Below are 14,621 nucleotides of genomic sequence, written 5' to 3' on the forward strand. Positions count from 1 at the left end.
AATCATGCCTTTTTGAACAATTAAGGTGCGTCATTCTTCACGGTTGCACCAAAATGGCAAGTCAATTGGCTAAAATCAGTGGAATACCCTCACCATCACTTACCGGTTGATAGAGCTGCACAGCCACCGCCAAAGCAGCGAGGCTTCATTTCTAATCTGCCGTCGGCTGGGGCGAACCAGCCAGAAACGCTCATCGCTCGGCACACTCTCAACAAACGGGGCAACCAGATCTGTTCGTTGTACCATCAAGCGGCGGTGAGTCAGCGCAATACCGCCACCCTGACTGGCCAGCGCCAACGTCATCACCTGGTTATCGCACGTGAGCGAACTGCACTGTGCCTCCACATGGGCAACGCCCGCCGCTTGCAGCCACCCAGCCCAGCCGACCCCAAAACCAACCGCGTGCAGCAGCGTGTGTCCGGCTAAATCGTTCGGTGTGTCGAGCGTTTCAGCCAAGGCTTGTGAGCAAACAGGCAACAGATGCTCTTCGCCTAGGGGCTGCATTTCAACGCCGGTCCACTCCCCTTTGCCATAACGAATTTCGATATCCGCCCCTTCTGGGCCAAAATCATCGGGCCAGATAGCGCTTACCAAGCGAATGGCCACCTGAGGATGTGCACGGTGGAACGTAATTAACCGTGGCGCCAGCCACGACTGTTGAATCGCGGGTGTGGCTCGCAGTGTCACTGGTTGTTCAGTGGTACTGCCAAACACCTCCAAAGTGCCTTCACTAATACGCGTAAAAGCATCATGGATGCTCGGCAACCACGCTTGCCCAGCAGGCGTCAGCGTCAAGCTGCGGGCATGGCGCACAAACAGTTTCTGTCCAACACGGTCTTCCAGCAGTCTGACGCGCTGGCTGATAGCAGCTTGGGTGACGCCCAGCTCATTGCCAGCCGCGGTAAAGCTCAGGGTACGAGCAGCCGACTCAAAGGCCTGCAACCATAACAACGGCGGTAGTCGGCTCATGAAAAAGGTACCTATAAATTAAATGATGTCTCAGGGGCCAGATTAATCGTTTGTCATTGCCGCTGCCACTATTCACCATACTTAAGAGTAGTTACGTCTAAGAGCCATTATGTCGAAGAGTAGTTACGTCTCCCATCCAAGCACTGTAGCTCGGGGAGTGATTCGGAGTATCCATGAACAGCGCCATTCAACCGACCCTAACCGCCAGTCAGCCTGCCGTTCCAGACATGGGTGAGCTAACCCCTTACCACACAGGTCCACTCCTTACCCACGCAGCTTACACATCGCCAGGTGTCGCACTTGAGTGGCAAGATGGCCAGGAAACCGTGCTGCCCTTACGCTGGTTACGCGATCACTGCGCCTGCCAGGCCTGCCGACACCCCCAAACCCGTGAGCGGCTTTATATCCCCCTGGAGTCAATTACCGAGCCGCCCAGCGTTTCGCTACAGGATGGGCATCTGCACTTGCTCTGGCAGGATGGCCATGCCAGCGCCTTTCATAGCGGCTGGCTGTTCCAGCGTCGCCCTGACAGTCGTCCGGTTTCGCCCATTCCAACCATGGCGGCGTGGCGGGACAACTTCACTCCCGACGAAATTCGCCATGCTGATTTTTTGACCCCACCGGGAGAAAAAACCTGGCTCAGCGCCATGCTGCGCGATGGCTTGGCGCTGATGACCGACGGCCCCTTGGTAGAGGAAGAAGTAAGTCGTCTAGCGGAGCGTATCGGCCCTCAGCGAGCGACCAATTTTGGCGCCCGTTTTGATGTACGTTCCAAACCCAATCCCAATAATGCCGCCTACACCGCCGTTGGGTTACCACTACATATAGACTTACCCAACTGGCGCCAGCCGCCCGACATTCAACTGCTTTACTGCTTGCAAAACGATGCCAGCGGCGGCGAGTCCCTGTTTGCCGACGGCGCTCGTGTCGTCGAGGCCCTGCGCCAGCAAGATCCGACGGCGCTAGCCATTCTCAGCGAGACGCCTATCGACTTTCGCTTTCAGGATGAAACACACGATATTGCCACCCGTGCTCCGGTGATTTCGCTGGATAGCGACGGTAACCTGGTGGAAATGCGGTTGAACAACTGGATTCGCGATGCGCTTCACCTGCCCGTCGCGCAAATGGATGCCTGGTATAACGCTTACGCCTTACTGTGGACTCTATTCCACAGTGACGAGCACCAGTTAGAGTTTACCCTTCGCCCAGGCCAGATGATCGCCTTTGATAACCGTCGCGTACTGCACGGACGACGTGAGTTCGACCCTAATAGTGGCTCACGCCATTTGCAGGGCACCTATTTAGACCACGATATGCTGGCCTCTCGTTTGCGCGTGTTAGCCCGGAGCGATTAACGTGAGTCGGCTTTCGTTTACCTGACAACACCCCTGTCGGACAATAAAACCTAGCAAGGAGATCGTATGACTTACTTCAAACCGCTTGCCTCAGGCATTGCTCTCGCCACCACCGCGCTATTCGCCTCGATGGCCCATGCCGACGATCAAACCCTCGACTTCGGAGTGCCCGCCTGGCCCGGCATTACCGTCAAAACCGCGATTGCCGAACAACTTCTTAATCCGCTGGGCTATGAAACCAGTACTCACGATATCGGCCTGCAGGTGATTTACCAGGGTATTGAAAGTGGTGATATCGATGCGTTTCTGGGCGCTTGGCTGCCCGCCCAGCGCGAAATGTTCAACCCACGTAAAGAATCCGGCGTTTTGATCGATGTCGCCAATAATGTCGATGGCGCGCAAATGACCCTGGCGGTGCCGGAGTACCTGTATGAGAGCGGCATTCAAAGCTTTGCCGATCTGGATGAGCATCGCGACCAGTTTGAAGGTAAAATTTATGGCTTTGGCGCTGGCTCTGCCGCCAGCGAAATTCTTCACAATGCCATCGATGACGACACGTGGGGACTAGGCGACTGGCAGGTGGTCGATACCAGTGAAGTGGGCATGCTCTCCGCTGCCCGGGATGCCATTTCGCGCCAGGAGCCAATCGTTTGGGTAGGCTGGACGCCTCACTGGATGAACCTTGATCTGCCAATGCGCTATCTGGCCGATTCCGAAAATCTATTCGGTGAAAATAACGGCGAAAGCGACGTACTGACGCTGCTGCGCGGCGACTATGCCGATGCTAACCCCAATGTGGTCACGTTTTTTGAACAATTTACGTTCTCTGCAGAAGAGCAAAGCTGGATGATTCAAGCATTCGGTCAGGAAGAGCGTGACTTGGCTGGCGTGGCCGAACAGTGGATCAACGACCATCCTGAGCGCATTGAAGCGATGCTGGCAGACGTTACCACTACCGAGGGCGAGCCCGCCTGGCCGGTCATCGAAGCGCAGCTCAGCAATTAAAATCTAACCTGATAAGCGCCTTCATCCCATCGGACAGCTAGCGTATGCTAGCGCTTTTTAGCCGATGGGAGTGGGCATGTCGCGGACATTGATCAAGGGCGTAGGCCTGCTGGTAGCCCTCGTGCTACTGGGCGTCATGTGGCAGGTATTGCAGCACTATGACCTGTTGACCCAAGCACGCCTTAGCGAGTTGATCGATTATATTCGCCAATGGCGCACCGCGCCCTGGATGTTTGCTGCCGTCATGGTCACTTACGCCAGCACCTTGCTGGTGATGTTTCCGCTCAGTCTGCTGGTCGTCGTAACGGGCTTACTGTTTGGCCCGGTATGGGGACTGATGTATGCCACGCTTGGTACCCTGACATCATCGGTAGTGTCGTATTGGGTAGGCCACTGGCTAGGCCGTGACGCGCTGATGCGCTATGGCGGACGCCACCTGCGCGGCCTATCGGGCTACTTATCCCAACGCGGCATTCGTACCATGACGGTAATCAACCTACTGCCCCTCGCTCCATTCACGCTCACCAATATGCTGGCGGGCGCTTTTCATCTAACCTTTCGCGACTATATGATCGGCTCTACGCTGGGCATTGTTCCTGGGCTGGCGGCGGTGATTTTGCTGGGCAGCCAACTAGGCGCTCTTTTTACGGCGGCCTCAGCCAAGGAGCTGGTATTGGCAGGCGTTGGCCTTGCCGTCGGGGTGGGCCTGTTAATAGGCCTTAAACGGTATGCCAATCAGCGCCAGCTGGCGAAAAGGCCACCTCACCGCGAAGAAGAGTGATACTTGGCCAACACCTCGGCGTAAAAGGTCGCTACCGACGAGGCAAAATGGGCAATATCAAACTCTTTGGCAAAATGACTGGCCTGTTTGGCCAACTGTTGGCGCAGCTCAGGGTTATCTTTAAGCTCCACCACTTTTTGCCCCCATGCCTGGCGATTCTGCGGCGTCTTGAACCCATTGACCCCTTGGCGCACCACGTCATCAATGCCGCTGGAGCGCACCGCCACTACCGGCAACCCAGCCGACATCGCTTCAAGGATGACCATGCCCTGGGTTTCAGAAGTAGACGCAAACACAAATATATCGCCAAGATGATAATACAGCGCCATCTCGTCAGGCGGCACCGCCCCCACCAGGGTTACCTGAGCAGTTAAATCCAAGGCGTCAATTTGCGCCTGGATGGCCTCACGGTCAGGCCCATCCCCGATCAATAGCAGATGCAGGTCATCGTGCCCCTGGGCCTGAATCTCAGCCAGAGCTTCTAACATAAAACCGATGTTTTTCTCTTTGCTAATCCGCGAAACGCTGATCAATATTTTGCGTGAGGAATTGATATTCAACTGCTCGCGCAGCGCTTCCAATTGAGTTTCATCCGCGTGCGCAAAACGCGCCACATCAATACCTGTGGGCTGGACAAGGGTCGGCGTTTTGACACCGATCATGCGCAGATACTCTTCTGCCGAGTACGTCGGCACGATGACGCCTTGGCAGCGATTAGAAAAACGCTTGATCAGATAGTGCGAAATTAAGTTACGGAATAAAGCGCCAGGCAACGGCACAAAATGAGCGTAGTGTTCAAGGCGGGTATGGTAGGTGTAGATGACCGGCACTTTTAGCCGCCGCCCCATCAATAGCCCCATGGAACCAAGCCAAAAGGGGTGATGAACATGAATCAGGTCCGGCTTAAAGGCATGCAGACAGTGTCGAAAGCGGCTGCTAAACGGATTAGTAAGACGAAACTCACTTTTGTCGCCAAACGCCATTAAGGTGGGGATGCGTTTTATTGAACGGTCGTCCTGCCAAGTGTCCCGGTAGCGTGGCACCAACAGTTGGAGGCTATGGCCAAGATCGCATAAACCGTTGCGCAAACGATCCACCGATACCGAGACCCCTGACACAAATGGAAAGTAGTTATTGGATACCATCGCCACACGCAGTGGCTTACCCAGAAAAGGGGTTGGATCAAGATCAAAATCGGGATAATAATCGCGGTCTTCAAAAATCAGTCGATATAGCCGCAACGCCAGTAGCGTCAACACCCCCACGATCAGTAAAAACCGGGTATAGCTGACGTAAAAAAACGCGTACACCGTGGACGCCACGCTACTCAGCATTCGCCACCAACCGGGGCTATCCACGTTTAATCGGACAGGGGCGATAGCCACATTATCGCCCTCCACCTCAACAATGACGTAGTGATGAAAGCTGCTGTCAGCGTCGATTAAAATGCCGCCAGCACCACCGGTCGTGACGTAATCAACGCCATTGATAGTTTGTTGCGAGAAGAGCGTCAAATTGGCAGAAAACACTGTATCAACGCCGTACTCTTCCGCCAGCGCCATAATGCCATCAGCCAGGCGTGGATCATTAAGGTAATTATCCGCCTCAAACAGCGGTGCATCGTTGACTACATTGTGTAGCGGCAAACCAACAAACAGAAACCGGTGCTGCGCCTCTGAAGCAGCAAGCTCCCGTGACAGCCAATCAAGCTGCCAGGAAGTAGATGACTTGCCTGTGCCATCAAGAAAAATAAAGTGGCTATTACCCGCCACAAAAGAGTAAAAGTGGGGGCCAAAATATTCATAAAATAGATAGCTACCAAAATCGCTGTCTTCCTTTTCACCATAGGTGAGTAGGTAAGGTACCTTGAGTTGCTCAAGGCTATGGTAGATGGCCTGGTAACTCTCTTGCTGCCCCCCGTTGACGGCATTCCCCGCCGAGACCAAAAAGTCGATACTGCCCTGGTTAATCAGCGGTACGATTTCATCTTGAAACACGCTCACGGAATTATTGATATTACCCACCACCGCAAAGCGATAATCGCTTCGCCCCGCCAATGCGTCGCGAATATCGGCTACCTGAAGGGTGTGTACCGACTCAAACTCTGGCTCTGCCACGTACAGCCAAATTTGATGCGCAATGAGTCCCACCACCAGCGTCAGGTTGAGAAAGAAAAATAGCCGCAACCAGCGCTGGCGCGAGAGGTGGAGAAAGGAACATCGTGGCATTTTTTAGCGCTTTTTAAGTAATATAGAGTGACGCCAACCGGCGTCGATGATTCAAATATAAAAAAAACTGCCACTATACAGCAACGCTGCGCCGAGGTGCGCCGCGACGAGTATCCTGGGTTAGCGTGCCTCACATCCGTTCAGGGTCGCCAATAACCGCCGTGTACCGCCCTGTTGACGGTGTTCACCCAGCCAGATTCCCTGCCACGTTCCTAAGGCAATGCGGCCATCACGCACCGCCAAGCTAAGCTGTGTGCCTAGCAGGCTGGCGACCACGTGGGCAGGCATATCGTCAGGTCCTTCCAGGGTATGGCGGAAATAATCAAGTTCCTCAGGCACCAGCCGACGCAGAAAGGCGTCTAAATCATGGCGTACATCTGGGTCACTGTTCTCATTAAGCGTTAACGAAGCAGAGGTATGCATCAGTTGAAGATGCAGCATACCGATATGGCAGTCAGTTAAACATGGCAGCGCCATGGCAACGTCATCGGTAATAAGATGAAAGCCGCGCACCATCTCGGGCAAATGAATCTCTTGTTGGAACCACATAGCTGCTCCTTTATTTATTATGTAATGAAGGCACATCATTAACGTGCCGGTCGTCTCTGGCAACACCACACTTAACAGTATTCACCATAGTCGAACATCAATGAACGACTGCCAAGGCGCGCGTTATTGATGTGTTTCCTGTGGATACCCTCACGCACTGATGTTAGTCAACATGAGGCGTGTCCAGGGCGTTAGGGAACCTTCCTTGAGCAGTGCTGATTGGCAAGGCGGATACTCGCCCTGGCAGCTCGCGCTGAATAAACTCAATAAAAGCGCGCAACCGGGCCGACACATGCCGCCGCGGTTCAAACACCGCATAAAAATCTGCGCGGACTCCCTGCCACTCAGGCAGCAGGCCTACCAGTGCGCCGCTGGCAAGATGCTCATTGACGTCCCACCATGAACGAAGCATCACTCCGTGGCCGTCCAGAGCTAACCGGGTAATGACCTCACCATCGTTGCTGGCCAATCGCCCGCTGACTTTAATTGACGCCGTCTCTATTGGCGGCGCATGGGCACTTTGGGTGCTGCGCTCAAAGCGCCATACCGGAAAGTCACTATCGTTCTCACGAATGACTAAACAGGCATGATGCTGCAAGTCTGCTGGTGTTTGGATTGGCAATGCGTGGTCAATATAGGCAGGTGACGCGCAGAGCACCCGCCGATTCATCAAAATAGGCCTGGCGACTAGCCGCGATTCGGGAGGCTCCCCCACCCGAATACCAATATCAAACCCATGGTCGCTTAAATTGAGCGGAAAATTGGTTAGCTCCAACCACCCTTCTACCGCCGGGTGTTCCGCGCAAAAGCGCGACAACAAAGGGGCTATGTGGCGACGGCCAAAACCGAAGGTGGCATTAACGCGCAGCCGACCACTAAGTGCCTGGTTAGTGTGCTCACCCAATGAGGTTTCCAGCTCATCTAGCTCCTCCAGGATCAGCGCACCGCGGGCCAGATAGCGCTCTCCCTCTGCAGTCAGCGTCAAACGTCGCGTCGTTCGAGCGGCCAGCGCCACACCCAGGCGAGTCTCTAACTGCTTGAGTCGTTTGCTAACTGCGGACAGCGATAGCCCCAACTCGCGAGCGGTCGATGTCAAATTTCCAGCCCGCGCTAAATGCTGAAAAAAGGCTAAATCATCCAGCTGCGCCATCCCACCTCCCGCCATTCTTCACTTTTTCGCAACAATAGCTTGAATAGTAGCCTGATTATCTTCGCCACAATAGCCGCTACACTCAATTCAGTACTGGCAAGCATTCCGCTACTTGGACGTTTACTCGCTGAGTCGTTATCACTTATTCACAGGAGTCACCATGGCCCATCGTATTGCTATTATTGCTGGCGACGGTATCGGCACTGAAGTTATGCCCGAAGGTATCCGCGTTCTTGAGGCTGCCGCTAAATGCTTCGATATTGACCTTGAGTTCACCACCTTTGAGTTTGGTAGCTGCGACTACTATCTAGAGCACGGCCAAATGCTGCCGGACGACTGGTTTGAGCAGCTAAAGGGATTTGATGCGCTGTTCTACGGTGCCGTTGGCTGGCCCGACAAAGTGCCTGACCATATTTCGCTATGGGGCTCACTCCTGCAGTTCCGTCGACGCTTCGATCAGTACATCAATCTACGCCCTTGCAAGCTGATGCCCGGCATCAAAAGCCCGCTGGCCGGGCGCGAACCGGGCGATATCGACTTTTACGTCGTGCGTGAAAATACCGAGGGTGAGTACTCAAGTATTGGCGGCAAGATGTTTGAAGGCACCGAGCGCGAAGTGGTCATTCAGGAAACCGTGATGACGCGCACTGGCGTTGATCGCGTTCTAAAGTACGCGTTCGACCTTGCCCAGACCCGCCCACGTAAGAAGCTGACGTCGGCCACTAAGTCCAACGGCATCTCCATCACCATGCCCTACTGGGACGAGCGCGTGCAGGAAATGGCCAAACAGTACCCGGATATTAATGTCGACAAGTTCCATATCGATATTCTTACCGCCAACTTCGTGCTCCACCCTGACTGGTTCGATGTGGTGGTCGGCAGCAACCTCTTCGGCGATATCCTATCTGACCTGGGCCCCGCCTGTACCGGCACCATCGGCATTGCGCCGTCTGCCAATATCAACCCGGAAGGCACGTTCCCCAGCCTGTTCGAGCCGGTCCACGGCAGCGCTCCGGATATCGCGGGCAAGGGCATCGCCAACCCCATCGGCCAAGTTTGGTCTGGGGCCATGATGCTGGAACATTTGGGCTATAAAGAAGCTGGCGATGCTATTGTGAACGCCATTGAACAGGTACTGAGTGAAGGCGATAGCCAAGTACTCACCGCCGATGTCGGTGGACAAGGCACCACTGTCAGCCTGGGCAAAGCGATTACCGATAAGCTTGTCGGATAAGTCCATGACGTAGTTAACAAAAAAGCCCCGCTGATCCATTCGCCAGCGGGGCTTTTACGCTTTAAATACGTCGTATCAGCTAGCCAATTTAGCCGCCGTTTTAGCCACCAGCTCGCCCTGAAAACGAGCTATCTTCAATTCTCGCTCGTCAGGCTGGCGTGACCCATCGCCACCGGCCAGCGTGGCCGCACCGTAAGGCGTACCGCCACTCACTTTGGAAATATCAAACTGTTCTTCAAGACCGTAACCAATCGGCACGATGATCATGCCGTGGTGGGCAAGCGTGGTCCAGGTCGACGTAATGGTCATTTCATCGCCACCGCCGGTACCGGTAGACGTAAACACGCTGGTGACCTTGCCACGCAGTGAGCCGTTAGCCCACAGGCCGCCCGTTTGATCCAGGAAGGTGCGCATTTGACCCGCCATATTACCAAAGCGTGTGGGGGTGCCGAAAATGATTGCATCGTAGTCAGCAAGCTCCTGAGGAGTCGCTTCGGGCGTGTCATAGTCCTGCTTGCCACCCGCGTTTTTAAACGCATCTTCAGGCATGGTTTCAGGCACCCGCTTGACCGTGACTTCGACGCCATCCACTCCCTTAGCGCCTTCTGCCACGGCATGCGCCAGCGTGTCGATATGACCGTACATGGAATAATAAAGTACAAGTACCTTCGTCATTGCTAACTCCTTTGGAATGCCTAGGTTGCTGGAAAGCTGGTGTTTAAAAAAATAGAGCTATGAAGAATAGGGTTATGGTTATGAAAAATTGAGTTATGAAAAAACAGGGTTATGAAAAACAGGGCTAAGCCCCATGAGCACCTTCTCAACATAGCGCACTTAACGACAGAAAAAAGCGAAAGTTTTCGTCTGGGAGCGTCAATTTCATCAACGCACACTGCCTTGCACTTTATGTTATTCACCACTAGTTTTATGTTGCCTATTAACCGTATCCAAGGAGTCTGGAATGACGATTTTTGAAGCGTTGCGTAAGGATCATGATGTCCAGCGGGATTTGCTGGCACGGTTAGTTGAAACACATGGTGATAGCGAAGAGCGTGATAGCCTCTACAAGCAGGTACGCGCAGAGCTGCAGTATCACGCCAATGCCGAAGAGCGGGCGCTTTATACGCCGATGATGGCGATTGATTTAACGCAGGAAAAAGCTCGCCACAGTGTGGCTGAACACCATGAAATCGATGAGCTTTTAGAGCTACTTGATGAGACCGAGTACAGCGCCACTAACTGGCTAACCCATGCCAAGCAGCTTCAGGATTTAGTCACTCATCACCTGGATGAGGAAGAACAAGAGGTTTTCCAACTGGCTGGCCGCGGCCTTAAAGACAAGCAGAAAACAACCCTCGCGAGCGAGTATCAAGAAGAGATGCACCGCCAACGCTCGGCATAATGCATAACTGACCCCAACATACCTGCCACGAACCAACAAAGCGCTCATGTAATTAATGAGCGTTTTTTATTTCGCGCTCTGCCAGGCAGCGGCGCGTGCTTCACCCTATTAACCTATTAACCTATTAACTTGGTGCCGAGGTGAGCTTTCCCAGCTTACACTTTGCCCTAGTCGACTTTACATTATTAAACTCTGCTTTTTCACGCGTACGACCTGCGGGCTTGTGACTCATTCCCAGCATGGTAAACCTAGGCCATCCTAAACCGACAACAACATGCAAAGGAGCCAATAATGCTAGACCAATGGCTCGACTGGTCCCTTGAAGGACGACACCCCGATGTCAGCCATGGCGTCTTTGCTAGCGGCACTTACCAGTTACACGCACCTGGCATTGTGGAATTAATCCCTAACCACTATCACCCAGCCGCCCATGCGTGCATTTTTTCAGCCGCCATTCATGGCAATGAAACGGCGCCTGTTGAACTCTTGGGTCATTGGCTCAGCGCACTAGAAGCGGGCCTTGCCACGCTTGGTGCACCGGTTCTGGTGATACTGGGGAACCTGCCCGCGCTTAAAGCTCAACAGCGGTTTATGACCACCAACCTGAACCGACTTTTTAACCGTGAGCTGGCGGCTAGCGGTGATGAGCCTGATCGCGCCCGTGCCTTGATGGACGCCGTCGATTATTTTTATGCGCGCCATTCCTCGCTGCCCAAAGTGCACTACGACTTACATACCGCCATTCGGGGTAGCCGGTATACCCGTTTTGTTGTGGAACCCTTTGCCGACGCCGTCACTGACCCAACGCAATGGGGCTGGCTTGCGGCCGCCGATATGCAGGCCGTCTTGCACCAACATCAGCATAGCTGGACATTCTCCCATTACAGTAAGCACTACCATGGGGCTCAGTCATTTACCTTTGAGCTGGGGCGTGTAGCGCCATTTGGTGAAAACGACCTGGCCTCGCTAGAACCGATGCAGGCATTGCTCACGGCACTCGGTGAAGGCCGCTCTCCGGCCAGTCAGCCTGCCTCGCATATGCAGTTTTTCCAGGTTCAGCACGAGTTAATGCGCCAATCAATTGAATTTCAGCTCTGCTTTGCCGAGAACATCGCCAATTTTCATCGCTTTGAACCAGGCACCCTGCTCGCACAGGACAGCGAAGCGGGAGATTTTCGAGTGGAAGACACTCCTCTTTACGTAGTGTTTCCCAACGCGGCGGTAGAAGTAGGTGCGCGTGCGGCGTTACTGGTGGCGCCGATTGCACCTCCAACCACAGGACCCGTTTCATCACCACCCTACGAATAATGTCCTAATAATAGAGAATATCGACAAACCAACTCGGCAATCATCTAGATAACTATTTTGACAACAATAATGGTGAGGCGATAACAGGCTGTTCAGCACCGACTCGACGATCGTCGTGTACTGAATATAATAATGAGGGCGCGCATAATGCGTCCAGCCTGATAGAATCGCCCCTTTTTCGCGCCAGCCGCATCACAGCCTGTTCTTGATAACCCGTTGCTGCGGCAACTCTGTACTGGAGCCAATGTTATGGCGGCTACGCCTACTCCCCTTGAAGTGCGTAATATCAAAAAAAGCTTTGGCGATACGGAAGTTCTGAAAGGTCTGTCATTACAAGCCCACAAAGGCGATGTAATTACCCTGATCGGTGCCTCCGGCTCAGGTAAAAGTACCTTCTTGCGCTGTATGAACTTACTTGAACAGCCCGACGATGGTGACCTTATCGTCCACGGCGAACCGATTCGCTTTAAAAAGACCAAGCACGGACGTGAACCCGAAGACTGGAAGCAAGTCGTTCAAATGCGTGCCAAGCTCTCCATGGTGTTCCAAAGCTTTAACCTGTGGGCACACATGACGCTGTTGGAAAACATCATCGAAGCGCCCATCCATGTGCTTAAAAAACCCAAAAAAGAAGCGTTGGAGCATGCCCACGCCTTGCTCGACCGTGTGGGATTAACCGCTCGTGCGCATGCCTACCCGGCTCAGATGTCCGGTGGCCAGCAACAGCGCGGTGCAATCGCTCGTGCCCTCGCCATGGACCCCGAAGTGATGCTGTTCGATGAACCCACCTCAGCGCTTGACCCAGAGTTAGTGGGCGACGTACTGAAAGTCATGCATGGCCTGGCCGAGGAAGGCCGTACGATGGTGGTGGTGACCCACGAGATGGGGTTTGCGCGAGATGTCTCAAGTCAGGTGATCTATCTTCACCAGGGGGTGGTGGAAGAAGCCGGCCCGCCCGAGCAAGTGCTAGCCAATCCGCAATCATCACGCCTGAAGCAATTCCTGGCTCCTAAATACTGATCTGCGAGGCTCACCATGATTGATTTGCAAGGTTATGGTCCCCGGCTGATCGAAGGGGCTGGTGTCACCGTTCAACTAGCGGTGCTATCGCTAATATTAGCGATTATTCTAGGATTGCTCACCGCCAGTGCAAAAATGTCGCGTAATTGGATGTTAAGGCGTACCGCCACGGTTTACACCACGCTTATTCGCGGCGTACCGGACCTGGTGCTGATGATGCTGCTTTTTTTCGGCGGTCAGATCGGCGTCAACGCCATTAGCGATATGCTTTATTACAATTACGACATTGATATCTACATTAACTTCAATGCCTTTGCCGCCGGTGTTCTTACGATCGGCTTTATCTTTGGAGCCTACATGGGCGAGACGTTTCGTGGTGCCTTTATGGCAGTCGATAACGGTCAGATCGAAGCAGGTAAAGCCTACGGAATGAGTAGTAGCCTGGTGTTCCGCCGCATTCGCTTTCCGCAAATGATGCGCCATGCACTCCCCGGGCTATCCAACAACTGGATGGTACTACTGAAAACCACCGCCCTGGTGTCCGTTATCGGCCTAACCGACATGGTACGCGTCGCCGCCGAAGCCTCACGTGCCACCCACGAGCCCTTTGCCTTTTTGCTGCCTGTCGCTGCGGCTTACCTATTGATCGCTAGCGTCTCCGAATGGATTTTTGCGCGCCTGCAAAAACGCTACGACATCGGCTTTGGAGGTCAGTGATATGCTCGATATTTCCACGTGGTTCAACGAGCTGTTAGCCGGTAATCTCATTTTTACCGCCGATACGCTCGGCTATTACTGGCAAGGGCTTGTGACGACCACGCAACTGGTCTTTCTTTCGCTGATTGCAGGGTTAATCCTCGCCGTACCGTTAGCCATTATGCGCAGCTCCAAGCATAAGTGGATTAGTTTACCGGTGTATCTCTTCACGTATGTGTTTCGCGGTACGCCGCTGCTAATTCAGCTTTATATCATCTACTACGGGGTGGTGTTTATTGATGGCATTCAAGAGTCCTTCTTATGGCCAATCATGCGCGAAGCCTTCTATCCTGCCCTGATCGCCTTCACGCTTAATACCGCGGCGTACACCACAGAAATATTTCGTGGTGCCATTAAAGCTACCTCACAGGGCGAAATTGAAGCTGCCCGCGCCTATGGTATGTCCCAGAACTTGATGATGCGTCGAATAATACTGCCGAGTGCTTTTCGTCGTGCTTTGCCCGCCTACGGCAACGAAGTGATCTTTATGCTCCATGCCAGCGCTATCGCCAGCGTGGTTACCCTGATGGACCTGACCGGCGCTGCTCGCTTTGTCTATGCACGCTACTATGCGCCCTTCGATGCGTTTCTCTTTGTCGCCGCGATTTATCTATGCTTAACGTTCGCTATTCTCTTCTTCTTCCGCTATTTAGAGAAAAAGCTGCTCGCCCACCTTCGGCCACTGGACGCTTAGCCACACTATACATTCACCACAGACAACATTAGCGACGATAAGGATTAGCGGTAGTAAACAGGATCACCGTCAAACAAACGTTGGTTTCCAGATTGGCACCCCCTTTTCGTGGGGGCTAACCTGGAGTAGTTTAGTAAAGGTGTATTAATAAAATGGCTCACCCTCAGGTG

The 14,621-nt window shown here is 53.5% G+C and carries 14 protein-coding genes; 9 read left to right on the forward strand and 5 right to left on the reverse strand.

The genetic code is table 11. The annotated features are described in order from the left end of the window. Positions 1-99: 99 nt before the first annotated feature. Entirely contained in the window at positions 100-969 is an 870-nt protein-coding gene (locus ACFFLD_RS18170; protein WP_386042926.1) for a LysR substrate-binding domain-containing protein, read from the reverse strand. A 173-nt stretch (positions 970-1,142) separates the two neighbouring features. Between ACFFLD_RS18170 and ACFFLD_RS18175 the strand changes: the two genes are divergently transcribed. The 3 genes from ACFFLD_RS18175 (at position 1,143) to ACFFLD_RS18185 (ending at position 4,110) form a co-directional block, all read left to right on the forward strand. Beyond that, on the forward strand, positions 1,143-2,324 hold the full coding sequence (locus ACFFLD_RS18175) for a TauD/TfdA family dioxygenase (protein ID WP_386042927.1): 1,182 nt from the start codon (positions 1,143-1,145) through the stop codon (positions 2,322-2,324). A 66-nt stretch (positions 2,325-2,390) separates the two neighbouring features. Then, entirely contained in the window at positions 2,391-3,329 is a 939-nt protein-coding gene (locus ACFFLD_RS18180) for an ABC transporter substrate-binding protein (RefSeq protein WP_386042928.1), read from the forward strand. A 76-nt stretch (positions 3,330-3,405) separates the two neighbouring features. Next, positions 3,406-4,110 carry a TVP38/TMEM64 family protein gene (locus tag ACFFLD_RS18185; RefSeq protein ID WP_386042929.1) on the forward strand — a complete coding sequence of 235 codons (705 nt, stop codon included), beginning with the start codon at positions 3,406-3,408 and terminating at the stop codon, positions 4,108-4,110. On the opposite strand, the gene ACFFLD_RS18190 is transcribed toward ACFFLD_RS18185, so the two are convergent. From ACFFLD_RS18190 to ACFFLD_RS18200, 3 genes are all read right to left on the reverse strand, one after another. Continuing rightward, positions 4,092-6,338 carry a glycosyltransferase gene (locus ACFFLD_RS18190; RefSeq protein WP_386042930.1) on the reverse strand — a complete coding sequence of 749 codons (2,247 nt, stop codon included), beginning with the start codon at positions 6,336-6,338 and terminating at the stop codon, positions 4,092-4,094. The genes ACFFLD_RS18185 and ACFFLD_RS18190 overlap by 19 nt on opposite strands. A 120-nt stretch (positions 6,339-6,458) precedes the next feature. Then, a complete protein-coding gene (locus ACFFLD_RS18195) occupies positions 6,459-6,887 on the reverse strand; it encodes a secondary thiamine-phosphate synthase enzyme YjbQ (RefSeq protein WP_386042931.1) in 429 nt (142 codons plus the stop codon). Positions 6,888-7,050: 163 nt separating this feature from the next. After that, positions 7,051-8,037, reverse strand: a complete 987-nt coding sequence (locus tag ACFFLD_RS18200) for a LysR family transcriptional regulator (RefSeq protein WP_386042932.1) — start codon at positions 8,035-8,037, stop codon at positions 7,051-7,053. A 160-nt stretch (positions 8,038-8,197) separates the two neighbouring features. On the opposite strand from ACFFLD_RS18200, the gene ACFFLD_RS18205 reads away from it, so the two are divergent. Next, positions 8,198-9,271, forward strand: a complete 1,074-nt coding sequence (locus ACFFLD_RS18205) for a tartrate dehydrogenase (protein WP_386042933.1) — start codon at positions 8,198-8,200, stop codon at positions 9,269-9,271. 75 nt (positions 9,272-9,346) lie between these two features. On the opposite strand, the gene wrbA is transcribed toward ACFFLD_RS18205, so the two are convergent. Further along, the gene (wrbA, locus tag ACFFLD_RS18210) at positions 9,347-9,946 is read right to left on the reverse strand and encodes an NAD(P)H:quinone oxidoreductase (RefSeq protein ID WP_386042934.1); all 600 of its coding nucleotides are present in this window, start codon (positions 9,944-9,946) and stop codon (positions 9,347-9,349) included. Positions 9,947-10,232: 286 nt separating this feature from the next. On the opposite strand from wrbA, the gene ACFFLD_RS18215 reads away from it, so the two are divergent. The 5 genes from ACFFLD_RS18215 to ACFFLD_RS18235 all read left to right on the forward strand — a co-directional run bounded on the left by ACFFLD_RS18215 (position 10,233) and on the right by ACFFLD_RS18235 (position 14,451). Then, a complete protein-coding gene (locus ACFFLD_RS18215; RefSeq protein ID WP_386042935.1) occupies positions 10,233-10,673 on the forward strand; it encodes a hemerythrin domain-containing protein in 441 nt (146 codons plus the stop codon). A 291-nt stretch (positions 10,674-10,964) separates the two neighbouring features. Beyond that, entirely contained in the window at positions 10,965-11,981 is a 1,017-nt protein-coding gene (locus ACFFLD_RS18220; RefSeq protein WP_386042936.1) for a succinylglutamate desuccinylase, read from the forward strand. Positions 11,982-12,230: 249 nt separating this feature from the next. After that, the gene (locus tag ACFFLD_RS18225) at positions 12,231-13,001 is read left to right on the forward strand and encodes an ABC transporter ATP-binding protein (RefSeq protein WP_386042937.1); all 771 of its coding nucleotides are present in this window, start codon (positions 12,231-12,233) and stop codon (positions 12,999-13,001) included. Between the two features lie 15 nt (positions 13,002-13,016). Continuing rightward, entirely contained in the window at positions 13,017-13,718 is a 702-nt protein-coding gene (locus ACFFLD_RS18230; RefSeq protein WP_386042938.1) for an ABC transporter permease, read from the forward strand. A 1-nt stretch (position 13,719) separates the two neighbouring features. Further along, complete coding sequence (locus ACFFLD_RS18235) at positions 13,720-14,451, forward strand: ABC transporter permease (protein WP_386042939.1); 732 nt, start codon at positions 13,720-13,722, stop codon at positions 14,449-14,451. Positions 14,452-14,621: the final 170 nt, after the last annotated feature.

This window comes from Vreelandella sulfidaeris, assembly GCF_042429665.1.
Classification (GTDB): Bacteria; Pseudomonadota; Gammaproteobacteria; order Pseudomonadales; family Halomonadaceae; genus Vreelandella.

Coding starts and splice junctions, on each gene's coding strand:
- ACFFLD_RS18170 (WP_386042926.1), bottom strand. CDS start 969: ATGAGCCGACTACCGCCGTTGTTATGGTTGCAGGCCTTTGAGTCGGCT.
- ACFFLD_RS18175 (WP_386042927.1), top strand. CDS start 1,143: ATGAACAGCGCCATTCAACCGACCCTAACCGCCAGTCAGCCTGCCGTT.
- ACFFLD_RS18180 (WP_386042928.1), top strand. CDS start 2,391: ATGACTTACTTCAAACCGCTTGCCTCAGGCATTGCTCTCGCCACCACC.
- ACFFLD_RS18185 (WP_386042929.1), top strand. CDS start 3,406: ATGTCGCGGACATTGATCAAGGGCGTAGGCCTGCTGGTAGCCCTCGTG.
- ACFFLD_RS18190 (WP_386042930.1), bottom strand. CDS start 6,338: ATGCCACGATGTTCCTTTCTCCACCTCTCGCGCCAGCGCTGGTTGCGG.
- ACFFLD_RS18195 (WP_386042931.1), bottom strand. CDS start 6,887: ATGTGGTTCCAACAAGAGATTCATTTGCCCGAGATGGTGCGCGGCTTT.
- ACFFLD_RS18200 (WP_386042932.1), bottom strand. CDS start 8,037: ATGGCGCAGCTGGATGATTTAGCCTTTTTTCAGCATTTAGCGCGGGCT.
- ACFFLD_RS18205 (WP_386042933.1), top strand. CDS start 8,198: ATGGCCCATCGTATTGCTATTATTGCTGGCGACGGTATCGGCACTGAA.
- wrbA (WP_386042934.1), bottom strand. CDS start 9,946: ATGACGAAGGTACTTGTACTTTATTATTCCATGTACGGTCATATCGAC.
- ACFFLD_RS18215 (WP_386042935.1), top strand. CDS start 10,233: ATGACGATTTTTGAAGCGTTGCGTAAGGATCATGATGTCCAGCGGGAT.
- ACFFLD_RS18220 (WP_386042936.1), top strand. CDS start 10,965: ATGCTAGACCAATGGCTCGACTGGTCCCTTGAAGGACGACACCCCGAT.
- ACFFLD_RS18225 (WP_386042937.1), top strand. CDS start 12,231: ATGGCGGCTACGCCTACTCCCCTTGAAGTGCGTAATATCAAAAAAAGC.
- ACFFLD_RS18230 (WP_386042938.1), top strand. CDS start 13,017: ATGATTGATTTGCAAGGTTATGGTCCCCGGCTGATCGAAGGGGCTGGT.
- ACFFLD_RS18235 (WP_386042939.1), top strand. CDS start 13,720: ATGCTCGATATTTCCACGTGGTTCAACGAGCTGTTAGCCGGTAATCTC.